This window comes from Parageobacillus sp. NEAU-HV-2, assembly GCF_059115485.1.
Map to the genome: position 1 here is coordinate 17,760 of NZ_JBXUJJ010000011.1, position 23,743 is coordinate 41,502.

Below are 23,743 nucleotides of genomic sequence, written 5' to 3' on the forward strand. Positions count from 1 at the left end.
AATGGTTATAAACAGAACACAAGACTTCGCCACGCTTTTCTATCTTTAAGTTATTAATCGATTTTATGGTAGCGTGGTGAATAATGATGGATTTAGGCGAAAGACTAAAATATTTGCGCAAGCAGCAGCACTGGACGCAGGAACAGTTAGCGCAATACTTGAATATATCGCGTTCACAAATTAGCAAATGGGAAAATGGCGACTTGCTTCCCGATGTACAGTCGCTAGAAAAACTAAGCAATTTGTACAACGTGAGCGTCGACTTTTTAATTGGCAAGCATACGTCCAAAAAGGAACTGTTGCGCGAGGTCAGACGATTGTATCAAACGGACGATATTAGCGAAAAAACGATTGATATTATTGATTATTTGAAACAAAACCCCGACATCGAAGAAGCCATTTACTCGCTGACACAATTGCCGAGCAAAAAGCGGAAACATGCTGAAGCGATGATCGTGACGATCGTCAAAGAATTTTCCGATGCCATCCAATAGAGAAGGGCGTTCCATATATTAGATCTTTTACTATGTCTGCAGAAAAAAAGCGCTAACATGATCGTGCTAGCGCCATCGTTGGGGACTTTTTGGGGAAAAATATATTCTTTTTCTCTTGGGGACAATGATTGGAAAGGAAAATTGGGGAATTACAGAGGAAATTCATGTGTGTTCAACCCATTGATTGACTTTGCTGGCGCTGATAAAGCGGACAGATTCTGCCACTACCTCAGTCACATAGACACGCTGTCCATCTTTGTTTTCATAGTTTCGCGTTTGGACTCGCCCCGTCACCGCAATCATCGAGCCTTTCCGACAATAATTGGCGGTGTTTTCCGCTGTCTTTCGCCAAAGGACGCACGGGACGAAATCCGTATCTACCCCTCCTTCCGCATTGCGGAAATTTCTTGTCACCGCTAACGTAATGTTAGCGACTGCTGCCCCTTCGGCGGTATAGCGAAGTTCTGGATCTTTCGTTAACCGGCCGACGAGCACCACTTGGTTAATCATGTTTCGACACATCCCTCCCTTCGTTTTCTTGCATTTTCATCATAAATGACTTCCAGTTTCGGCGTAAAATCGCGATTTTTGAATTTTTGTATGATATTTATTGGTACAATAATGACTGGCATCCTGTACAAATAAGGGAGACTGACCAGCAAAATTGAATTTTGGCATGCTTTTGTGACATTTTGCGTTCATGAAACCATTCCATGGACATAACTTATTTCGTTTTCCCGTATAAAATGGTAAATAGGGGACAGACACATGATGCGTTTTTCTTTTGCGATGAGAATATGCTATAATTTCTACAAGACAATGCTGACGAGGTGATGGAATGAAAACCTTCAAGCTTGTGGGGCTCTCCGTCGTTTACGACGATTCGCACCGGCAGGATATTCCGTTTATTGACGGCCTTATTATTAATAAAGAAGATGGAAAAAACCGCTGGCTCGTCGAAGCCTATTTAGACCAACAGTATGAACCAATTTTCGCAGACCTGCAGCACAAAGAGAGTGAATTTCGTCTGCAAGTAACAATTACCAATCGCAGCAATGATCCAGCCAATATGCTCGTCACCATTCGTTCCATCACAAGAATGAACAACCATATCAGCGTGCTGATGGAAGGACTCATCGTTCCAAGTAGAACGAACTTGGCGGAAGTCGTACTGGCGGGTCTTGTAAAAAAGGGACTGCAAGGCGAGGCGTTATTGAAAGAATTTAAACAGCAGCTAGACGAACGACGCGGGATCAAAAATAATGAAGAAACAGTAAAGGGCTAGAAAACGCTTCTAGCCCTTTTCTTTATCGTTTTTGTATCGAAACGAGCCGGGCGATCAGCACATAGCGCTGCTTTGCCTTGCCGAAAAAATGAAAGGGATAGCACGTCGTCACCGTTAGCGTTGGACGCGGTTTTTCGACGAGAACCGTCCGGTCATGTTGATCGACAATGCGGACTTTCGTTACGCGATAAATAAATTGTTTGCTTGCCGTTTTCACCATTAATTCGTCACCAATGCCGATTTGCCCTAACTGCCGAAATACGGTATCGCGATGGCCCGATAGCACCATATTGCGCGGTTCCCCAGGCAGAGCGCTTTTTGGATAGTGGCCGATGCCTTTTCGCAGCTGCTGTTCCGTCACTCCGTGGTAAATCGGGATCGATACGCCGAGCTTCGGGATAAACAGTGCACCGATTTGCTCTCCGATCTTCGGCTTTGCCGGCAGCGCCGCCTGTTGCGGCCGGGACGGCTGTTTTTTGCCTTCGGCTTCAACATTTTGTACGGCATGATATCCGATCCAGTAGCAATAACCGTTCCAAAGCGCCATCCCCAAACCGATCACGATACATACCGCTGCAACATACATCTTCGTGCGATGAAACACTCGTTTTCACTCCGCCAATTTCCTTTTCGTGCGCCAATAAACGTAAAAGCCAAACAATGTGAGGAGAACACCGGAAAGCGCATGTGTCAGATATGGAGAAGCGGTATCCGGCATTTTTTCGCCATACATCGTTTCTTTCATTTCACTTGCTAATGCTCCTGCTGCGACCCATTTTTCCCCCGCCCGCATGACGTAGCCGGAAGTAAACATTTCTTTGGACAACCGTACATCAGAAAGCAACTCCCCTGCTTCGTTATATAGCTCGACCAATAGCTCACGTCCATCATCAGGCATGTTTCCCGCTGCCAGCTCGTGGTAAGCGATTTTCTGCCTTTTCCCGTTTTCCTCTAAATAAAATGTTGCTTTCATTTGCAAAGTAGACAATGTTTCTTCCCAAATGGAAAGCAGCTGCCTGCGCTGCGTTTCGGTCAGCTGTGTCGCATCTTCTACTTGCAAAAATGGTTTCAGACGGCGATTAAGTTCGGCTAACTGCTGTCCTACCTCTGGATTTGGCAGCGAGGCAATATGGGCAAACAGACGTTTTGCCTCACTTTCGGTAAAGCCAATCACACCAAGCATATCGTTAATTTGCTGCATCTTTTTGTTATGGTGCAGGTAAAAACGGACCGCTGTATCCAAATCTTCAATAAACGTATAATCTTGCACCGTTTCCCCAAACTGCCCGAGCAGCGCCTCTAGCTCTTCTTGCGTCAGTTGGTGCTTCTTAAGCAAGCGTTGCATGTTTTCTTCCGTAATCGGCGTGCCAAGCCATTGTTTTAATTCCTCCATGTTTTGAAAATCCGCGACCGTCATGTGGTACTTGCCCAAGTAATGAAGCAGATCGTCCATCGACCAGCCGATGCTGCCTATGTACTGTTCCAGTTCTTGTTGTTGAATTTGGGCAAATGCGCGCGCCCCATTAGAAGCGATGATAACCACCGAACAAGCGATAATAGCGGACAACCACCGTTTCAATGCCATTTCCTCCCTTCCATTACATGGAGTAAGATACATTGGTAGTATTTTCTAAACAACGGCGTCTTATGTATAAAAAAGAAGCGGAAACGAATCTGTTTTGTTCGTTTCCGCTTCTTATGTATCCTACTTCTTATTTGACGCTGTTTCCGATAGGTAATTCCTGAAAATACGCCTCATACAGCGCACGCACCGCATGGGTGACGACTTCTTCTTTCACGCCAAACATCATGCTTACTTCCGATGAGCCTTGGTTAATCATTTCTAAGTTAATGTTGGCCTTTGCCAGCGCCGTTGTCGCTTTTGCCGCCATTCCAACGGTGCGCTCCATGCCTTCGCCGACGACCATAATGAGCGCGAGCCCGTATTCCACATTCACTTCATCGACTTCCAATTCCGTTTGAATGCGGTCTAAAATGCGCTTTTCTTTCTCTCCTTCTAGCTGGTTAGCACGTAAAATCACCGACATATTGTCGATGCCAGAAGGCGTATGTTCGTAGGAAATTCCTTCATCTTCCAAAATTTGCAGCACCCGGCGCCCAAATCCGATTTCCCGGTTCATTAAATATTTGCTAATGTTAATGCTGCAAAATCCCGTATCGCTGGCAATGCCGGCAATCGGCTCTTCCTGATGGTTGCGTTTGGCAACAATCCAAGTACCTGGCGCGGCCGGATTATTCGTATTTTTGACGCAAACCGGAATTCCTGCGCGGTATACCGGCTCGAGCGCTTCATCATGAAACACGGAAAACCCAGAGTAAGAAAGCTCGCGCATTTCCCGGTACGTAATTTCTTTCAATTTGCGCGGATTGGCAATAATTGAAGGGTTGACGCAATAAATCGAATCAACGTCGGTAAAGTTTTCGTACACATCCGCTTTTACGCCTGCTGCGACAATGGAGCCGCTAATATCGGAGCCACCGCGCGGAAATGTCACAATATGTCCATCAAGCGAGTAACCGAAAAACCCCGGGATGACCAACACGCCGCGCCGTTTGCGCAACTGATACAACTTTTCGTATGACTCCGGCAAAATTTGTGCATTGCCCGGTTCATCCGTAACGAAAATTCCCGCCTCCTGCGGACTGACATAGCTTGCTTCCAGCCCGGTTTCCTGTAAATACAGCGCCATCAACCGCGCGTTATGATCTTCCCCGCTCGCTTTGATCGCATCCATCAAGCGGCATGGCTCATTGCAGTACTCAGAAATTTTCCAACGCAAATCATCTTCGAGTTGAGTTAAAAATTCACTTGCTGGCAACTCGAGCTCGTTCGCGATTTCTGCATACCGCTTTATGATCTCGTCAAGCACCTCATCATATGCTTTCCCGTCGATCACCGCCTGCGCCAGCTGAATAAGCATATCGGTCACTTTCACATCGTCTTTAAACCGTTTTCCCGGTGCCGATACGATCACAATGCGCCGTTCAACATCGGAGCTGACAATATCCGCCACTTTACGAAACTGTGTGGCGCTTGCGACAGAACTTCCACCGAATTTTGCCACTTTCATGTCCATAACCCTTTCTGTTCGAGAATCTCTTTATATTTGTTTATCATACCACACTTTTTTATGGAAGGTGTCATTATTTTTGCGGAATTCTGACAAAAATATCATCCTGTTTACTTTTGCATAATATTGCCATTGCGGACATTGGCAATCCCTTCTTTACACACACCGTACGGAAGCCAAGAACAGTCGGCACAAAGATAATCTAAATGTTCCGGACGCACTTTTTGGGCGGTAAGTTTCACTAATTCCGATTTTAAATAAATACCGTTTTCTTCAATGCCTAAGTGATGGATCACTTTTTGATCCATCGAAGTAACATGTTCATTCGAATTCGGATCGGCTTGGCACGTCGTTTCTCCATGGTGCGGACATGCCATGCACGCATCATCAAGAGCAGCGACGACTTGAATCGGAAAGTCTTTCTCCTCATCGCGAATGTTCGTTACAACTTCCCACATCTTTTCCACAAACGATGGGCTGTATCCCATGCCGCGAAATCCGTGCACACATAATAAATGATGTCCCCGTAAGCGCAGCGGCTTCATCGCTTCTCTCCTCCCCTTTTTCCATTAATTCCATCTTACTTGAAGAAGTGGCGTCCTACAACATGAACATTGACGGACATGAAGAAAACATGGCATCCTTTAGATATACAAATAAACAACGTAGAAAGGAACTAACCGCCATGACGAAAGAAGAAGCAGCCCATCTCTTATCGATTTTGCTTCATGAACTAACGAGACATTGGACGAAAGAAAAAGTCCATTCCGATGTGCTTGAAATCATTATGAAATTACGCATTCAAGCGGCGGATGAGTATGAATATATGCATGGATTGCTCGCCAATGTAGCATTCGCAACAGAATCGTCGCATGCTTTACAACAAGTGTTTGGAACCATGTTGCAAGAACAATCCTTTCTTTCTGCCAGAGAGATCGAGGAAATGATGAACGAAGCGCAAGCGCGAATTCGCGAACATATATCCGAACTCATTTCCCGCTATAACGCGCATTTCGAACAAATTGATGATACAATCGAACGCAAAAAGCAGCTCGAACGCTCTTATTGTGCGCTTTTAATCGTCAATCGTGTCAAAACAGACTTTCTGTTTCAATTTATTCACGAACAAAATCAAAGCGTTGCAAAACAATTTTTTGCGGCGAATCCAAGCGATGTGCTGGAATCGTTCCATCATTTAAGCAGCGTATACGCAAGCCGCTGGCTGGAAGGGCTCGAATTGCATTACTAGGCGGCTTGTTTTTTTGCTTTGACAAAATTACCCTTCAATGTTAATCTAATCATTGGGAGGAATTTTTTCACTTTTCTAAATTGTATACGCTTGTTTGCAAGCGTATACAAAACCATATAAAGGGGGAATTGGAATGCTTTACGCTCAGCCTGGCCAGCCGGGAGCGCTTGTCACGTTTAAACAGCGCTACGAAAACTTTATCGGAGGCAAATGGGTTCCTCCAGTCGATGGCGAGTATTTTGAAAACATTTCGCCGATTACGGGAAAACCGTATTGCGAAGTGCCGCGTTCAAAAGCAGCGGACATTGAACTCGCTTTAGATGCCGCCCATGCCGCAAAAGACTCGTGGGGCCGCACTTCCGTCGCAGAGCGGGCGCGGATTTTGAACAAAATCGCCGACCGCATGGAAGAAAACTTAGAAATGCTCGCGGTCGCGGAAACGTGGGAAAACGGCAAACCGATCCGCGAAACATTGGCGGCCGATATTCCGCTGGCGATTGACCATTTCCGCTATTTCGCTGGATGCATTCGCGCCCAAGAAGGGACGCTCGCCGAAATTGACGAAAATACGGTAGCCTACCACTTTAAAGAACCTCTCGGAGTTGTCGGACAAATCATTCCATGGAACTTCCCGATTTTAATGGCCGCATGGAAACTAGCGCCGGCGCTAGCCGCTGGAAACTGTGTTGTTTTAAAACCTGCTGAACAAACACCAACTTCGATCCTCGTTTTGATGGAGCTCATTCAAGACTTACTTCCTCCAGGTGTCGTCAACATCGTCAACGGATTTGGTTTAGAAGCCGGAAAACCTCTTGCCTCCAATCCTCGTGTCGCAAAAGTGGCGTTTACCGGCGAAACAACAACGGGACGACTCATCATGCAATACGCATCGCAAAACATCGTTCCTGTCACCCTAGAGCTTGGCGGCAAATCTCCGAACATTTTCTTCGCAGATGTCATGGAACAAGATGATGAATTTCTCGATAAAGCGTTAGAAGGATTTACAATGTTTGCCTTAAACCAAGGCGAAGTGTGCACATGCCCGTCGCGCGCCTTGATTGAAGAATCGATTTACGACGCCTTTATGGAGCGGGCGCTTGAACGCGTGAAACAAATCAAGCAAGGCAACCCGCTCGATACGGAAACGATGATCGGAGCACAGGCGTCTTCGGAGCAATTGGAAAAAATCCTCTCGTACATTGATATCGGCAAACAGGAAGGCGCCGAGCTGCTCATCGGCGGCGAACGCAACTACTTAGAAGGCGACTTAAGAGACGGCTATTACGTCAAACCGACGATTTTCAAAGGCCATAATAAAATGCGCATTTTCCAAGAAGAAATTTTCGGTCCTGTCCTTGCCGTCACCACGTTTAAAGATAAGGACGAAGCGCTGGCGATTGCCAATGAAACATTGTACGGCTTAGGCGCCGGCGTCTGGACTCGTGACATTAATACCGCTTACCGCTTCGGCCGCGGCATCCAGGCGGGACGCGTGTGGACGAACTGCTACCACGTGTACCCGGCCCACGCCGCATTCGGCGGCTACAAAATGTCCGGCATCGGCCGCGAAACGCACAAAATGATGCTCGACCATTATCAGCAAACGAAAAACTTACTCGTTAGCTACTCGCCGAAAAAATTAGGACTGTTCTAATCATGTAGGCAGCGCACCGTCCGCGCTGCCTTTTCTGCCCATCGATATTCCTGCAGGGAGGGGACTATTATGAACGAGGAGCCAAAAGTAATTGCGACCGATGCCGCGCTCGCCTTGATTGAAAAATTAAAGGCAAAGTATGGGCCGCTTATGTTTCACCAATCCGGCGGCTGCTGCGACGGCAGTTCGCCGATGTGCTATCCGCAAGGAGAGCTGATTGTCGGCGATTCCGATGTGCTGCTTGGTGAAATCGGCGGCTGTCCATTTTACATTTCCAAGGCGCAATACGAATATTGGAAACACACTCAGCTTATTATCGACGTCGTACCCGGACGCGGCGGCATGTTTTCGCTTGAAGGGCCAGAAGGCGTCCGCTTTCTCACCCGCTCGCGGGTGTTTGGCAGCGAATCTTGATGGTTGGCGGACCATCCTAGAGAATCATCATGCTTTTCGAGTTCCGTTACGAACAACCACCTACTGTGCCGACTCCGCCAGCAATGTTGTGCAGCCCTCTGCCACGCATCAGCTTGGCGGAGGCAAGTCACAGGCTTGCCTCCGGCAGTCGAAAAAATTCCTATTCCTTGCCGGCCGAACGATCAAGTGGAACGTATATACTCACTGCCGTATTCCCTCGCTCGGCCGCAACAAAAAAACGCCGCAGAGAGCTAGCTCTGCGGCAGTTCTTCGTTTTTCGCCGTTTCCTGCAATTGCCGGCGGTCAGACAGTTTGATTTTCTTCAGTCCAAATACGAGCAATGTTCCACCAATGACAAAAATAAGTCCAAATAGGAAAACAGATTGAAGCGAATCCACCAGCGACTGTTTTAAAATCGGCACAAACGTTTCCCGCATTTGCGGCGGTATTTTCGCCAGCGCTTCCGGGCTAAGCAAAACGGAATAAAGCCCTTGCGGATCATCATGAATCATATGGGCAAACCGATCCACCATTCCTTTTGCTTGTGGAGGAAGCGACCGAAGCATTGGCATGAGACGATCATCGAGCAGCTGGCTTGACCGATGGTTCATAATCGCCCCTAACACCGTCATGCCAAATGTTCCGCCGATCGCGCGGAAAAATTGGCTGGAGGAGGTGACGACTCCAAGCTCCGACTTTGGAAAACTCTCTTGCAGAGCGAGCGTTAAAATCGGCATCACTAACCCCATTCCAAGCCCTAAAATGATCATATACAACGTGGCGGTCCATTTGGACGTATCCACATCCATCGTGCTTAATAAACTGAACCCCGCCGCCATCACGACCATGCCAATGAATAGCTGTGATTTTACACCAATTTTATAAACGGTTCGACCACCAATGATACTTCCGATAATCATCGTAATCATCATCGGCGTCATAATCGTGCCGGACTGGGTTGCGCTTACTCCGACAACTCCTTGCATAAAAAACGGAACAAACATAATCGCCCCAAACATGCCGACACTCATTAAAAAGCCAATTCCATTTAATACAGTAAACGTGCGGTGTTTAAATAAATGCATCGGCAAAATTGGTTCTTCCGCTTTCCTCTCTACGAATACAAACAGGGTTAAAAAGACGAGTGCCACGGCAAACAACGTGATGATTTGCCATGATGTCCATTCATACTTATCCCCGCCAAACGTTAACGCTAAAAGCAAGCTAACCACGCCGACAACCATCGTAAACATCCCGGCAAGATCAAACTTCACTGGCCCTTCCGCTTTATATTTGCTCAATCCCATCGCAATAAAAATCGTTGCCAAAATCCCGACAGGAAGATTGATATAAAACACCCAGCGCCAATTTAAATGGTCGACGATAAAACCGCCAACTTGCGGGCCTATGATGGAGGCAAGACCGTACAATCCACCAAAAACCCCTTGCCATTTCGCACGTTCTTTTCCAGTAAACACATCCCCGATGACGATCATTGCCATCGGCATCATAATTCCTCCGCCGATTCCTTGCAGCCCGCGGTAAATGATGAGCTCTGTCATATTATTCGCCATGCCGCAAAGAGCGGAGCCAATCATAAAAACGACGAGTCCTGTCACATAAATGACTCGTCTGCCTAATAAATCCGCAAGCTTTCCGGCAATCGGCACAACCGTTGTCGATGTCAACATATAAGCGGTCGTCAGCCATGTCATTAAACTTAATCCGCCAAGCTCTCCAACGATGCGCGGCATCGCCGTTCCGACGATCGTTCCGTCCAATGCTCCAAAAAGCATGGCAATGATTAAACCAGTAATTAATATATTGCGGTGCCGAATGGTGCTAGTTGGCATTTCTAATGCTTTTTCCATTTACTTCTCTCCCATCTATTATTCGTTTTCCGATATTGTTCAATATCCTTTCTTAATGCGGCCAAATCATCCGCAAGCAGCGGAAGATGCCGGTTCTCGATATATAATAAAATCCCTTGCACGACATATTCCCTCGGTGCCGACTCTTCATTCATTAACTCCGCTTCTAACGTATCCAGCGCGGCATGAAGCTCGTGCTGTATCTTTTTATCGAGCGAAAGCGATAAAATCTTTTTTTGCATATGGGCAATGCGGGCGCTAATCTTTTCTTGCAATACACACCGCTCTTTTTCTTCCATTTCGATCAACGGCTTTAACATTTCTTTGTTTAAAATCGGCGCTTCTTCATGAGAAAAGCTCGCAATAATCGCATCCAAACGCCGCACGAGAAAACGCGCCATTTCTTCGGCATGAATCCTATTTGTCTGCAAAAAGAAACAAAACATATATTGCCGAATCATACCGTTTAACATCGTCGCCACATCCAACACGTACCGCTCTACCTCTGTTCCGTATACTTCGATGAGGCGGTCGCAATACCAAGAAAAGATGTAAGCTTGCTGCTTCAATAAATAATGGTGAATATCATCGCTGATTTTTGGCAGCTGTTCGCTCATCATCATTTGCAAAAAGTGTTTATGCTCATGCATATTCGCAAAATGCGCAGCGATTTGTTGAATAAACCGCTCTTTTTCCGAACCGCTATCCTGTGAAATAGCGGTGATGTTTGCTATCATTTTTTCGAAATGATGCTGAATGATGGCAAGCATTAAGTCTTCTTTTGACGAAAAGTGATGATAAAACGCTCCTTTCGAAATTCCCCACGCATCGACAATATCTTGAATCGATGTCGAATGGTATCCTTTTTCGGCAAACAGCTTCATCGCCGTTTCGATAAATTGCAGTCTCCGGTCTGCTGTCATGCTCGTCATCTCCTATAAGGAAGAACTTTTCGAAGCAACTAGTTCAATGCATTGCCGATACGATGGCAATGAAATACGCGGTTTCGCAATTTCCGCACGCACACCCCGTTGCCGAAGCCATTGGACAATTCGCTGATAATCCGTTTCCCTTTTCATTGGACTTCGCTCCTAACGATAATATGACCAGAAGGTCAAAATTATTATAAAACAGCAGTATATATTTATCAACTTTTTTTGTAATATAATTATACATAAATTATGACCAATCAGTCACGGAAACATGAAAATAAAAAAGCCGCCTGTTGCGGACAAGCGGCCAGTAAGTCATTGTGCCAGCGCCTGCTCGGCGAGGGCAAGCGCCCCGCAGATGCCTGCGTTATCGCCGAGACCTGGAAGTACAATATATTGATGAATGTCGCGCAAAATTGCTTCTTGCTGAATGTACCCATTCAACAGCTCTTGAACATTACGACGGATGCTTGGCAACAGCTGTTTTTGTTTCATCACACCGCCGCCGATAATGACTTTTTCCGGCGATAAAATTAAAATGTAGTTGGCAATCGCCTGGGCTAAATAAAACGCTTCTAACTCCCATACTTCTGCGCGATCGGCCAACTCTGCTCCCTTTTTCCCCCAGCGCTTTTCAATCGCCGGTCCGGACGCCATTCCTTCCAAACAATCGCCGTGATACGGACAAACGCCGGCAAATGTGTCTTGCGGATGCCGGCGGACGAGAATATGCCCCATTTCCGGATGCATCAGACCATGGAGCAGGTTTCCCTCGACGATCGCCCCGACGCCAATTCCCGTTCCGACGGTAATATAAATGCAGCTTTGCAGCCCTTTCGCGGCACCCCAGCGCCGTTCGCCGAGCGCAGCCGCATTGACATCGGTATCAAAGCCAATCGGCACGGAAAAATGCCGTTTCATTTCGCCGACAAAGTTGAAATTCACCCATTTTTGTTTCGGCGTGCTCGTAATATAGCCATACGTCGCACTGCCGCGATGCAAATCAATCGGACCAAACGAACCGATGCCGATCGCTTCTAACGGGTATTGGCGGAAAAACTCAACGACATGGCGCATCGTTTCTTCCGGCGTCGTCGTTGGAAACGTCACTCTCTCCTTAATATTTCCGTCATGATCGCCGATGGCGCAGACAAATTTCGTGCCGCCGGCTTCAATCGCCCCAAGATACACGCACTTCTCCCCGCTTTCGTCTCTTTGTTTTCCGCTTTCATTGTATCATAAAGCGTTAAGTCGGTGATAAAACCCGCTGAAAATTAGCGGGTTTTCAGCTTGTCGACAAAGTCGACAAACTGAGGTCGACGACAAACCGATCGCGGCATAGCCCCGTCAGCTTCGAAAAGAAGGAAACGGATTTCCTTCCCCAAACATGTTACTCATGCCTTTGCCGCATGCATCATTACCCTTTCACCGAGCCGGCCAATAAGCCGCGAACAAAGTATTTGCCTAGAAAAATGTATACAAGCAAGGTTGGCAAAGCCGCAAGCAACGCTCCCGCCATTTGCACGTTCCATTGCACGATTTGGCTGCCGGATAAGTTTTGCAAAGCGACCATAATCGGCTGCTGGGAAGAGGTTGTGATCGTGACGGCGAATAAAAATTCATTCCATATATTCGTAAACTGCCAAATCGCTACGACAACAAACCCGGTAATCGAGAGCGGAAGCATAATGTAGCGGAAAATCCGTAAAAACCCGGCTCCGTCGATTTTCGCCGACTCAATCATTTCATCCGGGATCGCCGCGTAAAAATTGCGGAACATCAACGTCGTAATTGGAATTCCGTACACGACATGGACAAATATAAGTCCTGGAATTGTATTATACAAGCCAATTTCGCGCAAAAACTGGATGAGCGGAATTAAAATACTTTGATAAGGGATAAACATGCCGAACAAAATGAGCGTAAAAATTGTATCTGCTCCTTTGAATTTCCATTTTGACAATACGTAGCCATTCAATGCCCCTAACATCGCTGACAACAATGTCGCCGGAACAACTAAATAAACGGAATTCCAAAAGTTCGGCGCCAATTTTGCAAACGCGGTTTGATAGCTGCTCCAGTCGAAGGTGGACGGAAGCTTCCACATATCGGCGAGCGTCACTTCGTCAAGCGGTTTGACGCTTGTCACGAGCATCACATAAATCGGCATTAAGAAAAACAGGCTTATGAAGATACAAACGACATATAAAAACAGCTTCGACCATGCCCGTTGTCTCATCACGATCCCCCCTTCCGGCTGGAAATCAAGTATGGAACGATAAAAATGGCGACAGAGAGGAGCATAATCATCGCGATCGCCGCTCCGTTCGCATAATAGTTGCCGCGGAACGTCGTTTCAAACATATATACCCCCGGCACATCGGTGACAAAGTTCGCCCCAGGGCCGGTCATCGCGTAAATCAGGTCAAAAATTTTCAGCGAAATGTGGGCCATAATGATGATGACGCTGACCGTAATCGGCCGCAGCAATGGAATAATAATTTTGCGGTAAATTTGCAGTTCCGTCGCGCCGTCCATCCGCGCCGCCTCGCGCACTTCTTCCGGAATCGCCCTTAACCCGGCCAAATACATGGCAACGGCAAATCCCGTCATTTGCCATACGGCGGCAATCACCACCGCCACAATCGCCACCGGCACGCCAAATTCAATTTTCCCCCAGTGGAGACCTGCCAAAATCGTTGTATCTGTGTACCACTTCGAGTCCAATCCAAACTTTTTTAAAAATAAGTTGACACCGGTTGACGGGTTTAATAACCATTGCCAAACCACCCCTGTCACTACAAACGATAATGCCATCGGAAAAAAGAAAATGTTGCGGAAAATCGATTCGCCGCGAAGTTTTTGATCCAACAAAATCGCCAACAATTGGCCAAGCACAATCACGACGCCGATAAACAAGATCGTAAACACAAGCGTATTGCGCAAATCAGCTTGGAAGCGGAAATCATGAAATAAATAGATATAGTTTTTTAACCCGGCAAACGATAAATCAGGTACAAGTGAATTCCAGTTGCTGAGGGAAACATATCCCGTCCAGCCGATAAAGCCATAGACAAAAATGAAAATAAGCACAACCGACGGCGTGAGAAAGGCAGCCGCAAGCCAATGGTCCACCGTCCATTTTCGCTTTTTTCTTGTCTCTGGTACGACTGTAACGTTTCGTTCCGATACTGTCTTTACCGTTTCCATCTTTCTATCCCTCCTGTCGTAACACGAAAAGGGGAAGAGAATGGTTCCCGTCCCCTTTTCTTCTCTATTTCTTCAATTCTGACGAAGCCGATACAAGTGTATCAATAAACGTTTTCGTATCTTTTTGCGTCACGAAAATATTGACTGCTTGGTTGACTTTCGTCACAAATCCTTCCGGCGCCGCCGATCCGTGCGCTAAGCTTGGCGCAAGCTCTGCCTTTTTAAAATCTTCAATCGTTTGTTTTCCATACTCGTCATACTTGGATACATCCGCATCAATGCGCGCTGGAATCGAGCCTTTCAGAGGGTTGAATGTGTCTTGCCCTTCCACGGAACCAAGCACCGATAAAAATTTCTTCACATCATCCGGATTTTTCACGCCTTTTGGCAAGCCAAACGTATCGGTGATGACCATGAATTTTCCTTCTGTGTTTGGCGTCGGCACATAGCCGAAATCTTCATTCACTTTTAATTTCAAGTCATTGACAAAATAGCCTTTGACCCAATCTCCCATAATGTTCATCGCCGCTTCGCCTTTGCCAACCAACTGAGCGGCATCTTGCCAGTTGCGGGAGCTGTGGTCTTCGTTGATGTAATTCAACATTTTCTTAAACGTGTTGACCGCTTCCTTCACTTTCGGATCGTCAAACGACAATTCTCCCGTCCAAAGCTTTTTGTAATCTTCGGTACCGAGCGTACCTAATAAAACGGTTTCAAATAAATGTGTTGCTGTCCATGGCTCTTTGTCTCCCAACGCAAGCGGAGTAATGCCTTTTGCTTTTAACTTATCCGCTACTTGGAAAAATTCATCGAATGTTTTTGGCGGCTGGAGGCCGTTTTCAGCAAAGATTTTTTTGTTATACCAAAGTACGTTGCCGCGGTGAATATTCACAGGAACGGAATAAATTTTTCCATCCTTGCTGACCATGTCGATCAATGATTTTGGAAACTTATCCATCCAGCCTTCTTTTTCATACAAATCGTTGAGCGGTTCCATTTTGCCAGCGGCGACCCATCCTTCATTGAGCTCCGCGCCGCCGTGCACTTGGAATGTCGCAGGAGGGTCATTTCCTTGCATGCGGCTTGCCAGCACCGCTTTCGCGTTCGTTCCCGCTCCTCCGGCTACCGCCGCGTTTTCTACCGGAATATCTGGATATTTTTCTTGGAACAGCTTGAGCAACGCTTTTAATCCATCTTCTTCTCCAGCGCCCGTCCACCAGCTAAATATTTCTAGCTTCTCATGTCCTTTGCTTCCGCCTTGATCCCCTTTATTGTTAGATGCGGAATCGGAATTACAGCCAGATAACGTTAAACCAAACACTAACGCTAAAGACAACCATAATCCTTTTTTCTTCACGTTCTCCTCCCCCTCATTTCATCACTGAAAACCCTTTCAATACGAATGTAACATGTTTTTGCGCCGTTTCTGCGAATAAATCTCTGTACTTTTTTGCGATCTTCTTCACTTTTTTGTCCATCAGCAAAAAAAGCTCCTGGCCACGATCACGTGGCCAAATGGAGCTTTTTCCGATATTCGCTCGGGGACATGCCCGTATGCTTTTTAAAAACGCGGCTAAAATAATTCGGGTCATTATAGCCGACGAGAAAACAAATTTCTTTTAAACTTTTATTTGGATTGGCCATTTCCTTTTTCGCGCGGGCGATGCGCACATCGGTCACATAGTCAATAAACGTCATTCCGAAGCGGTCTTTAAATAGTTTGCTAAAGTAGTATGGGCTGATACCGACATATTCCGCGACTTCTTCCAGTGTCAGCGGATGATGGTAATGCTCGTCAATATAATCTTTCGCCTTGCCAAGTTTTCCGTTTGCCTGCTGGTGGCGCCACGCCTGGATATGATAAACCATGTGCCGCAGCTGTTCCGCGGCGGTTTTTTTCAGTTCTTCGAGGAAACGGCACGAATGAAAAGTGGTGGCCCGCTCATACGCAATGCCGAAATCGGCCAACATGCGGCCAAGCAAAATGAACGTTTCCTCCAGCTTCTGTTGCACGACCGAAAACGGATGATGGGCAGCGACCTCCTCGATATACGAGAGACATTGCAAAAGCGCCTGCTCCAAATCGCCTTGGCGCACGGCATCCAACAATCGTTTTTCTCTCTCCGTATGCTCAGCAACAGCGGCAAGCACCGCTTTTTTCGGCACGAACCCGCCCTTTGCCTTTTTTTGCGACGCATAATATTGCACAGCGGCAAGCGCCTCGTAATAAGAATGGCGCAGTTCCTCCAGCCGCGATGCCGGGGAGCCGAGACCGATATAAAGCGCTTGTCCATATTGCTGTTCAAACTGCTGAATCAGTTCGAGAGAGAGGGACTGGATCAACGGCTTCCAAGTGAATGATTTATCGACAATATCCGTAAAAAACAACACCGGCATTTGTCCGTCCATCATTTTGCCAATGACATACCGCACCGCTGCCTTTTCACCAAGCATCCGCTCGATCCAATGCTTCCAATTCTCTCTTTTCCCGCCGTTTGGAAACTGAATCACCATAAACATTCCCGAGTCGATCGAAAACGGAAGCAGCGCCTCCCACCGTTTCCATTCTTGCGAAGACACTTCTTCTAGCATGAGCACGGATAGCCACTCTTTTTCGACCAGCTTTTGCAATTGGTGCACCCGCTGCTGCAATTCCCGATTTTCTTTCTCTTTCCGCCGCTCTTCCATTAATTCGTCATACACCCGCCGCAGCGCGCCAATCACTTCTTCTTTTCGGCTTGGTTTTAATAAATATTCTTTTACCCCGTGCCGCATCGCTTGCTTCGCATAGTCAAACGTATCAAACGCAGAAACGATAATAAACTTGATATCCGGATGGTTTCGGCGAATCAATTCGATCGCCTCAAGCCCGTCGATTCCAGGCATTTTAATATCCATCAACATCACATCCGGTTTATATCGATCAGCAACCTCCACTGCCTCCCTTCCGTTGGCCGCTTCCGCGATCACTTCCACCGCTGGGAGATGGTCGCGAATCATTTTTTGCAATGCTTTCCGCTCCAGCGCTTCATCGTCGACGACAGCGATTTTCATTCGTCTTCACCCCCTTTTGTCTTTGGCAAAAGCAAGCGGATCGTCGTTCCTTTTCCAACCGCTGATTCTATTTCGACGACATCTTGCATCCCGTAAAACAGCTGCAGCCGGCGAATGACGTTCCGCATCCCGATGCCCGTCGAGTGGCCGCGCGTTTGTCCATGAGTAACGGAGCCCTCTTCTTCTCCCTTGATAAAGGCGGTCAGCTTTTCTTTCACTTCTTCGCTCATCCCCACTCCGTTGTCTTTTATTTCAATGACTACAAGCTCCTTCCTTTGTTCCACTTTTAACGAAATCTCCGCTCCTTTTTCATACGACTCAATGCCATGAATGAACGCATTTTCAATGAGCGGCTGCAACGTCAGCGGCGGAATCGGCAGCGATAAACATGACTCCTCTACATTCAGAGAAAATTTAATGCGGTCAAAAAAGCGCGTCTGTTGAATAAAAAAGTACTCATGCGCGATGTGCACCTCGTCGGCCAAAGTGACCGTGCGCTGCAAATCTCCCAAGTTATAGCGCAAAATGGCGGCAATCGCTTCAATGAGCCTTGATGTTTGGTTCGCCTCTTCTAAATACGCCATTTTCGAAACGGCATTTAACGTGTTAAATAAAAAGTGCGGATTAATTTGGCTTTGCAGACTTTTTAACTCCAACTCTTTGACAAGCCGGTCCAGCTCGGACTTTTGCTTCATTTCCTCAATCAGCCGCTTCAGGTTGCGGCGCATATCGTTAAACGTCTCGGTCAGCAGCTTCAATTCATCATTGGTAGTGCTGATGACATCAGGACCATCCAACTTCCCGCTGGCGATTTCCCGAGCGGCGCGGGAAAGGCGCGCGATCGGCCTCGTCAGCCCCCCGGAAAACCACACGGCTAAAAGAACGCCAAGCAAAAACGTCGTCATAAACAATCCGATCCCCATATAACGAAAATAACGATTCCGCGCTTCCACTTCATTATAAAAATGTTGATAGGTTGTTAACTCCTCGTCAATGAGGGAAAGGGTCGTCTCTTGAATAAACGAAGCGATCTTCATTGCTTCATGAAGATGGGAAGAATATAAGCTAATATTGCCTGTTTGAAAATGGTAAACCGTTAGCGCTCCTTCCTCTAGCAAACTTTCAATCATATGTTCATAGTTTTCTACTAAAAGCCGATTATTCCGGTTGGCAAGCGTTTCGCCTACTTGTCTGCGGTGCTGCTGCAGCCACCGGTATTGGCGCTCATACTCCTGAAAATAGCGCTCATCTTTTTCCGTCACATAAGCGTTCAACTGTTCTACCATCCGGTTTGTCCGCTGCGAAATTTCATTAAACAGAAGCAGCCGGCGCATACTGTAGTCATAGTCGGTCACAATATCTTCGCTGCTTTGGTAGAAAAAGAAAACCGTGCCATTTAGCAGCACAATAAAAATGCTAAAATAGAGCAATACTTTCGTGCGGATTTTAATCATGTTTCACCTCGTAGTTGCGGGATGGCCGCAGCGGCAAATCTTGCTTGCGAATCACTTTCGTTTCCGTATTCGTCACCGATGGAACATCGTTTCCTTTCATAATATCGACCATCATTTTCACCGCGTGATACCCCATTTCGTATGGCTCCTGCACCACGGTCGCATGAATCGTTCCTTTTTGCAAATAGTGAATCGTCTCCGGGAGCGTATCAAATCCGATAATATATGTTCCTTTTTCACGGTGAAACTGCTCGACGACCTTGGCGATGCCAATGGCATCAAGCGCGCTTGTCCCATAAAACGCATTGACTTCCGGATGCTTTTTTAAAATGTTGTATGCTTTTTCCGCGGCCTGCACGCGCGTTATATGCGACTCTTCGATGGCGATGATGCGAATTCCCTTCTCTTTCTTTACCGCATCTTTAAAACCTTGCACACGCAGCTGTTGGTGGGAGGCAGTAAGGCTGCCGGTAATGATCGCCACATTCGCCTTTCCGTGCATATCTTCGGCTAATGCCCGTCCGGCCATAAAACCGGCGTAATAGTTATCCGTCCCTATATACGCCGCGCGTTTGCTTGTTGGAGCATCGGTGTCGATTGTCACCACTGGAATATTTTTTTCCACTATATGATTGATGACCGGAGTAAACTCTTTTTCCGTTAATCCTTGTGTCATAATTCCATCTACTTTGGAAGCGGCCGCTTTTTCAAGAATATGAATATGTTCATCAATGTTAGCCTGCCGCGGCCCGACATATTCCAGATAGACCCCTGTTTCTTTTGCTGCTGCTTTCGCCCCTTTTTCCACTAAACGCCAATAATCGTTATCCAGCTCCTCGGGAACGAGGACAAAATGATACGCATTATTTTCCGCTTCCCCTGCTATCCCTTTACCGGGCTGATGATAGGCATACACTTTCCATGCGCAATAGATCGTAAAGGAAGCGCTTGCAACGAGCGACGCGATGCTGCCGGCATAAATGATCCACTTCCACCATGTACGATGCATAGACGACCTCCTGTATGAATGAAACCATCTCATCTAACTTTATTGTACATAAATTGCTGCATCGTTGGGATAGCGAAAAAAATGACTCAAAAGGTGAACTTCAACAACCTTTTGAGTCATCGTTCCGCAGCAATTGTTGGTTTATCCTTCAAATAGGTTGCAAATCGGGCTGATGTTTCCTTCTTATCTGGCATGCTATAATTCAATTACAATAGCCAAACCGAGGTGTCTTTATGTTTACGCCCGAACAAATTGCCCGTTTTTCCGAACTAGACTATATCATTTACAACTATGTCACAAGACACGCCAATGAAGTAGTATACATGCGCATCCGCGAACTCGCTGAAGCGGTGCACGTTTCGCCGCCAACAATTTTGCGTTTTTGCAAAAGGGTGGGCTGCGACGGCTTTTCCGAGTTTAAAACGAAACTGAAACTATACTTGCAGCAAAACGAGCGCTCCCTTATCACCAACGCCCAAGACACACTGGCCGAATTTTTTGAGCGAACCTTAAAAACCGATTACCAGCAGACGATTCGTGAAGCGGCGGCTGCGATCGCCAACGCTGACAACGTCATTTTCGTCGGCTCCGGCAGCTCCGGCATTTTGGCGGAATACGGCTCCCGCTATTTTTCCGCGTTGAAAAAGTTTTCTGTTTATATTAAAGATCCGTTTTTCCCAATTTACGGCCATTATTTCAACAACTGTGTAGTGATCGCTTTGTCCGTATCAGGCGAAACATCCTATACGTTATCGCAAGTACACCGCTTTAAAGAAAAAGGAAGCACCATCATTAGCATCACCAACCGCAAACATTGTTCCTTGGCGAAAATATCGGATTACAACTTAACGTATTACGTCAATGCCGAGTTTATTGAACAAACGAATGTCACGACGCAAATCCCTGTCATTTACTTGCTCGAAAGCTTAGCGAAAGAGATGTACCGGGTGCTGAACGAGCCGCTTACATAACTGGCAAACGCTCATAGCTCTTTGCCGTTGGAAGCAATCACCCGTTTATACCAATAAAAGCTTTTCTTTTTAATGCGCCGCAAATCTTTTTCCGATTCGTCATCACGGTTGACGTACACAAACCCGTACCGCTTTTGATAGCCGTTCAGCCAGCTGAGAAGGTCGGTAAACGACCATGTGCAATAGCCAATGACATCGACGCCGTCGGTAATCGCGCGCTGGATTTCTTGAATATGACGGCGGAGATAGTCAATACGGTAGTCGTCATTGACGATATCGCCGTCTTCGAGCTTGTCAAACTCGCCAAGGCCGTTTTCGGTAATAAGAATCGGCAAACCATACCGGTTGGCAATACGGCGCAATCCGATATGAAGGCCAACAGGGTCAATTGTCCAATCCCAGTTCGTCGTGTCCAAATACGGATTGCGAATCGTTTTAAACAGTCCTGGAACGCCGCTCTCAGTTGACGTTCCTTTTTGTCCGGTCGTGTTCATGACTCCCTCGCCGACGCCGTTTAGCGGATTGTACTCGACCGTTTTGGTTTGGTAGTAATTGACGCCCATAAAATCCGGTTTTCCTGCTTTCAACAATTCCATATCGCCGGGTTCTATCGTCGGAGCCAATCCTTGCTGTTCGAGATAGTTCCACGCGGCTTGCGGATACGTGCCCCAGGCGTATACGTCCATCCACCAATGGTTTTGAAATTCTTCGGCATTTTCAAACGCCAGCACATTTTCCGGCCGGCAATCGTATGGATACATCGGCGAATAAGCGAAGCTTGGGCCGATTTTGCCGTCTGGCACATAATGGCGGAACGCTTGAATCACCTTGGCGTTCGCCAAATTGGCAATATGGTTCGCCTCATACATGCGCTTGACGTCTTTGACCCCTGGCGGATGCAGCCCTAACCGATAGCCGAACGGAATGAAAATATTTTGTTCGTTGAGCGTCACCCAATATTTGACGCGATCGCCAAAGCGTTGAAACAACGTCACCGCATAGTTGTGAAAATCATCGATAATTTGCCGAGATTCCCATGCACCATATTCGTCCATTAACGCCTGTGGAACGTCCCAATGATACAGTGTAATAATCGGTTCAATATTATGTGCTAACAGTTCATTGATCAGATTGTCATAAAATTGCAGCCCTTTTTCATTCACTTCCCCTTTCCCATTTGGGAAAATGCGGCTCCATGCCACGGAGAAACGATATGCTTTTAACCCCATTTCCGCCATTAACGCCACATCTTCTTTATAGCGGTGATAATGATCAACCGCGACATCGCCGTTCGTTCCTTTAAACGTTCTGCCTGGCTGTTTGGCAAATACATCCCAAACCGATAAGCCTTTTCCGTCTTCATTCCATGCGCCTTCTACTTGATACGCCGCGGAAGCAGATCCCCATAAAAAATGTTCTGGGAATGGGCGTAACTGCTTGTGTTCCATCACTTTCCCCCCCTTGTTACATCTTTACTTATAAATAAACATGTTTTGTAGAAAAAAGTAAATGCATTTCACATATTCTGGAATATGTACTAAACAGAAAAAACTTGTTACATATGAGTAACATGCAGTTACAAAAAAATCCTCTACCTGCTGTATATTCGGTAGAGGAAACCTAACTCTTGACATCCTCCCCCACTTACTTCGTTGAAGTGGAGGGCTTCTCAGTTAAGATGATAAAAAAATTTTCCCCGGATTCATAATACCGTTCGGGTCAAACAGCTGCTTAATCCCTTTCATAAACGGAACGGAATCGCGATGTTCTTCGTATAAAAACTGCCGTTTGCCGATGCCGATGCCGTGCTCGCCCGTGCACGTGCCGCCATGGGATAAGGCGTAGCGGACGATGCGGGCGTTTACTTCTTCGATGCGCTTCCTTTCTTCCGCATCGTTCGGGTCAAACGCCAGCACCGTATGATAGTTGCCATCGCCAACATGACCGAAAATCGCCGCCGTCATGCCGTATTCATCGACGAGCTTGCGCGTTTCGGCGATCGCCGCTGGCAGTTTGGAAATCGGCACACATACGTCGGTGGATAACATCGCTTTCCCAGGGTAGGCCGCTTGAATGGCAAATGCCGCATGGTGGCGCGCCTCCCATAGTTTCGCCCTGGCAGCGGAATCGTCTTCGACCTCAAACGATGTCGCGTTTTCCGCCGCGCACAGCTCTTTGACCAGCGCGGTTCCGTCTTGGATGCTGGCGGCGCTGCCGCTTAGTTCGATAAATAACGTCGGCTTCACTGGATAATCCGTCTTTTTATATTGGTTGACAGCGTCGATCGTTTGCTCGTCGACCAGCTCAATTTTCCCTGGCGAAACACCTGCCTTTAAAATCGCCGCTGCCGCCTGTGCTGCTTCCGCCAACGTCGGAAAACTGACTTTTATCGCGTTTGTCGCTTCCGGAATGCCTTGCAGGCGGACAATGATGCGCGTAAACGCTCCTAGCGTTCCTTCCGAACCGACAAACAGACCTGTTAAATCATAGCCCGCTGACGATTTTACCGCCAGCCCGCCGGTATGGATGATCGTTCCGTCGGCTAATACGACTTCCAAGCCAAGCACTTGGTCGCGCATGACGCCGTATTTGACGCTATTGGTGCCGCTCGCGTTCGTCGCCGCCATTCCGCCGATCGTCGCATCGGCGCCCGGGTCGACAGGGAAAAACAAGCCGTGTTTTTTCAGCGCCTGATTCAGCTGCATCCGCGTGACTCCCGGCTCGACAATGGCAAGAAAGTCATCCGGACGAATCTCGATAATTTTGTTCATCATGGTAAAATCAAGGGTAATGCCGCCTTCAACCGGAATCACATGCCCTTCGAGACTGCTTCCCGCGCCAAACGGCGTCACCGGAATGCGCCGCTCATTGGCATAGGACAACACCGCGCTTACTTCCGCCGCCGTCTTTGGAAACACGACAACATCCGGCTTCCGCGGCGCATGATAGGCGATGCCTTTGCTGTGCTGCTCGAGAATCGTTTCGTTCACCGTCACCCGTTCGCGGTCGCCAATCCGTTCCAGCAAATCTTCATACAGTCCCATCTCGATCCCC

23 protein-coding genes are annotated in these 23,743 nt (G+C 47.2%); 6 read left to right on the forward strand and 17 right to left on the reverse strand.

All coding sequences use genetic code 11. The annotated features are described in order from the left end of the window. Nucleotides 1–83: 83 nt before the first annotated feature. Nucleotides 84–494: a type II toxin-antitoxin system RelB family anti-toxin gene (gene relB / locus AC1WMD_RS15395; RefSeq protein WP_494257884.1), complete on the forward strand. Its 411-nt coding sequence runs from the start codon at nucleotides 84–86 to the stop codon at nucleotides 492–494. Nucleotides 495–656: 162 nt separating this feature from the next. Here the strand turns inward: relB and ssb are convergent, their stop codons facing one another. Next, on the reverse strand, nucleotides 657–1,004 hold the full coding sequence (gene ssb / locus AC1WMD_RS15400; RefSeq protein WP_494257885.1) for a single-stranded DNA-binding protein: 348 nt from the start codon (nucleotides 1,002–1,004) through the stop codon (nucleotides 657–659). Between the two features lie 328 nt (nucleotides 1,005–1,332). Here ssb and AC1WMD_RS15405 point away from each other — a divergent pair, with 328 nt between their 5' ends. Further along, nucleotides 1,333–1,779: a YwpF-like family protein gene (locus AC1WMD_RS15405; RefSeq protein WP_043906128.1), complete on the forward strand. Its 447-nt coding sequence runs from the start codon at nucleotides 1,333–1,335 to the stop codon at nucleotides 1,777–1,779. Nucleotides 1,780–1,801: 22 nt separating this feature from the next. On the opposite strand, the gene srtD is transcribed toward AC1WMD_RS15405, so the two are convergent. From srtD to AC1WMD_RS15425, 4 genes are all read right to left on the reverse strand, one after another. Continuing rightward, nucleotides 1,802–2,365: a class D sortase, LPxTATN-specific gene (gene srtD / locus AC1WMD_RS15410; RefSeq protein WP_494257946.1), complete on the reverse strand. Its 564-nt coding sequence runs from the start codon at nucleotides 2,363–2,365 to the stop codon at nucleotides 1,802–1,804. Nucleotides 2,366–2,389: 24 nt separating this feature from the next. Beyond that, nucleotides 2,390–3,358, reverse strand: a complete 969-nt coding sequence (locus tag AC1WMD_RS15415; protein ID WP_494257886.1) for a processed acidic surface protein — start codon at nucleotides 3,356–3,358, stop codon at nucleotides 2,390–2,392. 133 nt (nucleotides 3,359–3,491) lie between these two features. After that, nucleotides 3,492–4,871, reverse strand: a complete 1,380-nt coding sequence (locus AC1WMD_RS15420) for an aspartate kinase (RefSeq protein ID WP_494257887.1) — start codon at nucleotides 4,869–4,871, stop codon at nucleotides 3,492–3,494. Nucleotides 4,872–4,981: 110 nt separating this feature from the next. Beyond that, entirely contained in the window at nucleotides 4,982–5,416 is a 435-nt protein-coding gene (locus AC1WMD_RS15425) for a DUF1284 domain-containing protein (RefSeq protein WP_043906131.1), read from the reverse strand. 89 nt (nucleotides 5,417–5,505) lie between these two features. Here AC1WMD_RS15425 and AC1WMD_RS15430 point away from each other — a divergent pair, with 89 nt between their 5' ends. The 3 genes from AC1WMD_RS15430 (at nucleotide 5,506) to AC1WMD_RS15440 (ending at nucleotide 8,188) form a co-directional block, all read left to right on the forward strand. Continuing rightward, nucleotides 5,506–6,120, forward strand: a complete 615-nt coding sequence (locus AC1WMD_RS15430; protein ID WP_494257947.1) for a hypothetical protein — start codon at nucleotides 5,506–5,508, stop codon at nucleotides 6,118–6,120. A 133-nt stretch (nucleotides 6,121–6,253) separates the two neighbouring features. Beyond that, complete coding sequence (gene adh, locus AC1WMD_RS15435) at nucleotides 6,254–7,774, forward strand: aldehyde dehydrogenase (protein ID WP_494257888.1); 1,521 nt, start codon at nucleotides 6,254–6,256, stop codon at nucleotides 7,772–7,774. Between the two features lie 69 nt (nucleotides 7,775–7,843). Continuing rightward, complete coding sequence (locus tag AC1WMD_RS15440; protein ID WP_494257889.1) at nucleotides 7,844–8,188, forward strand: DUF779 domain-containing protein; 345 nt, start codon at nucleotides 7,844–7,846, stop codon at nucleotides 8,186–8,188. A gap of 251 nt (nucleotides 8,189–8,439) precedes the next feature. On the opposite strand, the gene AC1WMD_RS15445 is transcribed toward AC1WMD_RS15440, so the two are convergent. The 10 genes from AC1WMD_RS15445 to AC1WMD_RS15490 all read right to left on the reverse strand — a co-directional run bounded on the left by AC1WMD_RS15445 (nucleotide 8,440) and on the right by AC1WMD_RS15490 (nucleotide 19,718). Then, on the reverse strand, nucleotides 8,440–10,059 hold the full coding sequence (locus tag AC1WMD_RS15445) for an MDR family MFS transporter (protein WP_494257890.1): 1,620 nt from the start codon (nucleotides 10,057–10,059) through the stop codon (nucleotides 8,440–8,442). Further along, on the reverse strand, nucleotides 10,044–10,982 hold the full coding sequence (locus tag AC1WMD_RS15450; protein ID WP_494257891.1) for a TetR/AcrR family transcriptional regulator: 939 nt from the start codon (nucleotides 10,980–10,982) through the stop codon (nucleotides 10,044–10,046). The genes AC1WMD_RS15445 and AC1WMD_RS15450 overlap by 16 nt, the downstream gene beginning before the upstream one ends. A gap of 12 nt (nucleotides 10,983–10,994) precedes the next feature. Further along, the gene (locus AC1WMD_RS15455; RefSeq protein ID WP_494257892.1) at nucleotides 10,995–11,138 is read right to left on the reverse strand and encodes a hypothetical protein; all 144 of its coding nucleotides are present in this window, start codon (nucleotides 11,136–11,138) and stop codon (nucleotides 10,995–10,997) included. Between the two features lie 168 nt (nucleotides 11,139–11,306). Beyond that, entirely contained in the window at nucleotides 11,307–12,182 is an 876-nt protein-coding gene (locus AC1WMD_RS15460; protein WP_494257893.1) for an ROK family protein, read from the reverse strand. A gap of 226 nt (nucleotides 12,183–12,408) precedes the next feature. After that, entirely contained in the window at nucleotides 12,409–13,230 is an 822-nt protein-coding gene (locus AC1WMD_RS15465) for a carbohydrate ABC transporter permease (protein WP_494257894.1), read from the reverse strand. After that, nucleotides 13,230–14,201 (reverse strand): carbohydrate ABC transporter permease, encoded by a 972-nt coding sequence (locus AC1WMD_RS15470; protein WP_494257895.1) that lies wholly within the window; start codon nucleotides 14,199–14,201, stop codon nucleotides 13,230–13,232. Before AC1WMD_RS15470 ends, AC1WMD_RS15465 begins: the two co-directional genes overlap by 1 nt. A 64-nt stretch (nucleotides 14,202–14,265) precedes the next feature. Further along, nucleotides 14,266–15,558, reverse strand: a complete 1,293-nt coding sequence (locus AC1WMD_RS15475) for an ABC transporter substrate-binding protein (RefSeq protein ID WP_494257896.1) — start codon at nucleotides 15,556–15,558, stop codon at nucleotides 14,266–14,268. Nucleotides 15,559–15,704: 146 nt separating this feature from the next. Beyond that, complete coding sequence (locus AC1WMD_RS15480; RefSeq protein WP_494257897.1) at nucleotides 15,705–17,255, reverse strand: AraC family transcriptional regulator; 1,551 nt, start codon at nucleotides 17,253–17,255, stop codon at nucleotides 15,705–15,707. Further along, complete coding sequence (locus AC1WMD_RS15485) at nucleotides 17,252–18,709, reverse strand: sensor histidine kinase (protein ID WP_494257898.1); 1,458 nt, start codon at nucleotides 18,707–18,709, stop codon at nucleotides 17,252–17,254. Before AC1WMD_RS15485 ends, AC1WMD_RS15480 begins: the two co-directional genes overlap by 4 nt. After that, nucleotides 18,702–19,718, reverse strand: a complete 1,017-nt coding sequence (locus AC1WMD_RS15490) for a sugar-binding protein (RefSeq protein WP_494257899.1) — start codon at nucleotides 19,716–19,718, stop codon at nucleotides 18,702–18,704. The genes AC1WMD_RS15485 and AC1WMD_RS15490 overlap by 8 nt, the downstream gene beginning before the upstream one ends. A 233-nt stretch (nucleotides 19,719–19,951) precedes the next feature. Here AC1WMD_RS15490 and AC1WMD_RS15495 point away from each other — a divergent pair, with 233 nt between their 5' ends. Next, entirely contained in the window at nucleotides 19,952–20,689 is a 738-nt protein-coding gene (locus tag AC1WMD_RS15495) for a MurR/RpiR family transcriptional regulator (RefSeq protein WP_494257900.1), read from the forward strand. 11 nt (nucleotides 20,690–20,700) lie between these two features. On the opposite strand, the gene AC1WMD_RS15500 is transcribed toward AC1WMD_RS15495, so the two are convergent. Continuing rightward, nucleotides 20,701–22,137 (reverse strand): glycoside hydrolase family 1 protein, encoded by a 1,437-nt coding sequence (locus AC1WMD_RS15500; protein WP_494257901.1) that lies wholly within the window; start codon nucleotides 22,135–22,137, stop codon nucleotides 20,701–20,703. Nucleotides 22,138–22,362: 225 nt separating this feature from the next. Further along, nucleotides 22,363–23,733: an FAD-binding oxidoreductase gene (locus AC1WMD_RS15505; protein WP_494257902.1), complete on the reverse strand. Its 1,371-nt coding sequence runs from the start codon at nucleotides 23,731–23,733 to the stop codon at nucleotides 22,363–22,365. Between the last annotated feature and the right edge of the window lie 10 nt (nucleotides 23,734–23,743).

Excerpts from the sequence above, each read along its gene's own strand:
- adh (WP_494257888.1), top strand. The coding sequence starts at position 6,254 with ATGCTTTACGCTCAGCCTGGCCAGCCGGGAGCGCTTGTCACGTTTAAA.
- relB (WP_494257884.1), top strand. The coding sequence starts at position 84 with ATGATGGATTTAGGCGAAAGACTAAAATATTTGCGCAAGCAGCAGCAC.
- AC1WMD_RS15445 (WP_494257890.1), bottom strand. The coding sequence starts at position 10,059 with ATGGAAAAAGCATTAGAAATGCCAACTAGCACCATTCGGCACCGCAAT.
- ssb (WP_494257885.1), bottom strand. The coding sequence starts at position 1,004 with ATGATTAACCAAGTGGTGCTCGTCGGCCGGTTAACGAAAGATCCAGAA.
- AC1WMD_RS15465 (WP_494257894.1), bottom strand. The coding sequence starts at position 13,230 with ATGAGACAACGGGCATGGTCGAAGCTGTTTTTATATGTCGTTTGTATC.
- AC1WMD_RS15420 (WP_494257887.1), bottom strand. The coding sequence starts at position 4,871 with ATGAAAGTGGCAAAATTCGGTGGAAGTTCTGTCGCAAGCGCCACACAG.
- AC1WMD_RS15495 (WP_494257900.1), top strand. The coding sequence starts at position 19,952 with ATGTTTACGCCCGAACAAATTGCCCGTTTTTCCGAACTAGACTATATC.
- srtD (WP_494257946.1), bottom strand. The coding sequence starts at position 2,365 with ATGTATGTTGCAGCGGTATGTATCGTGATCGGTTTGGGGATGGCGCTT.
- AC1WMD_RS15440 (WP_494257889.1), top strand. The coding sequence starts at position 7,844 with ATGAACGAGGAGCCAAAAGTAATTGCGACCGATGCCGCGCTCGCCTTG.
- AC1WMD_RS15470 (WP_494257895.1), bottom strand. The coding sequence starts at position 14,201 with ATGGAAACGGTAAAGACAGTATCGGAACGAAACGTTACAGTCGTACCA.
- AC1WMD_RS15480 (WP_494257897.1), bottom strand. The coding sequence starts at position 17,255 with ATGAAAATCGCTGTCGTCGACGATGAAGCGCTGGAGCGGAAAGCATTG.
- AC1WMD_RS15405 (WP_043906128.1), top strand. The coding sequence starts at position 1,333 with ATGAAAACCTTCAAGCTTGTGGGGCTCTCCGTCGTTTACGACGATTCG.
- AC1WMD_RS15485 (WP_494257898.1), bottom strand. The coding sequence starts at position 18,709 with ATGATTAAAATCCGCACGAAAGTATTGCTCTATTTTAGCATTTTTATT.
- AC1WMD_RS15430 (WP_494257947.1), top strand. The coding sequence starts at position 5,506 with ATGGCATCCTTTAGATATACAAATAAACAACGTAGAAAGGAACTAACC.
- AC1WMD_RS15505 (WP_494257902.1), bottom strand. The coding sequence starts at position 23,733 with ATGGGACTGTATGAAGATTTGCTGGAACGGATTGGCGACCGCGAACGG.
- AC1WMD_RS15425 (WP_043906131.1), bottom strand. The coding sequence starts at position 5,416 with ATGAAGCCGCTGCGCTTACGGGGACATCATTTATTATGTGTGCACGGA.
- AC1WMD_RS15490 (WP_494257899.1), bottom strand. The coding sequence starts at position 19,718 with ATGCATCGTACATGGTGGAAGTGGATCATTTATGCCGGCAGCATCGCG.
- AC1WMD_RS15455 (WP_494257892.1), bottom strand. The coding sequence starts at position 11,138 with ATGAAAAGGGAAACGGATTATCAGCGAATTGTCCAATGGCTTCGGCAA.
- AC1WMD_RS15500 (WP_494257901.1), bottom strand. The coding sequence starts at position 22,137 with ATGGAACACAAGCAGTTACGCCCATTCCCAGAACATTTTTTATGGGGA.
- AC1WMD_RS15450 (WP_494257891.1), bottom strand. The coding sequence starts at position 10,982 with ATGACAGCAGACCGGAGACTGCAATTTATCGAAACGGCGATGAAGCTG.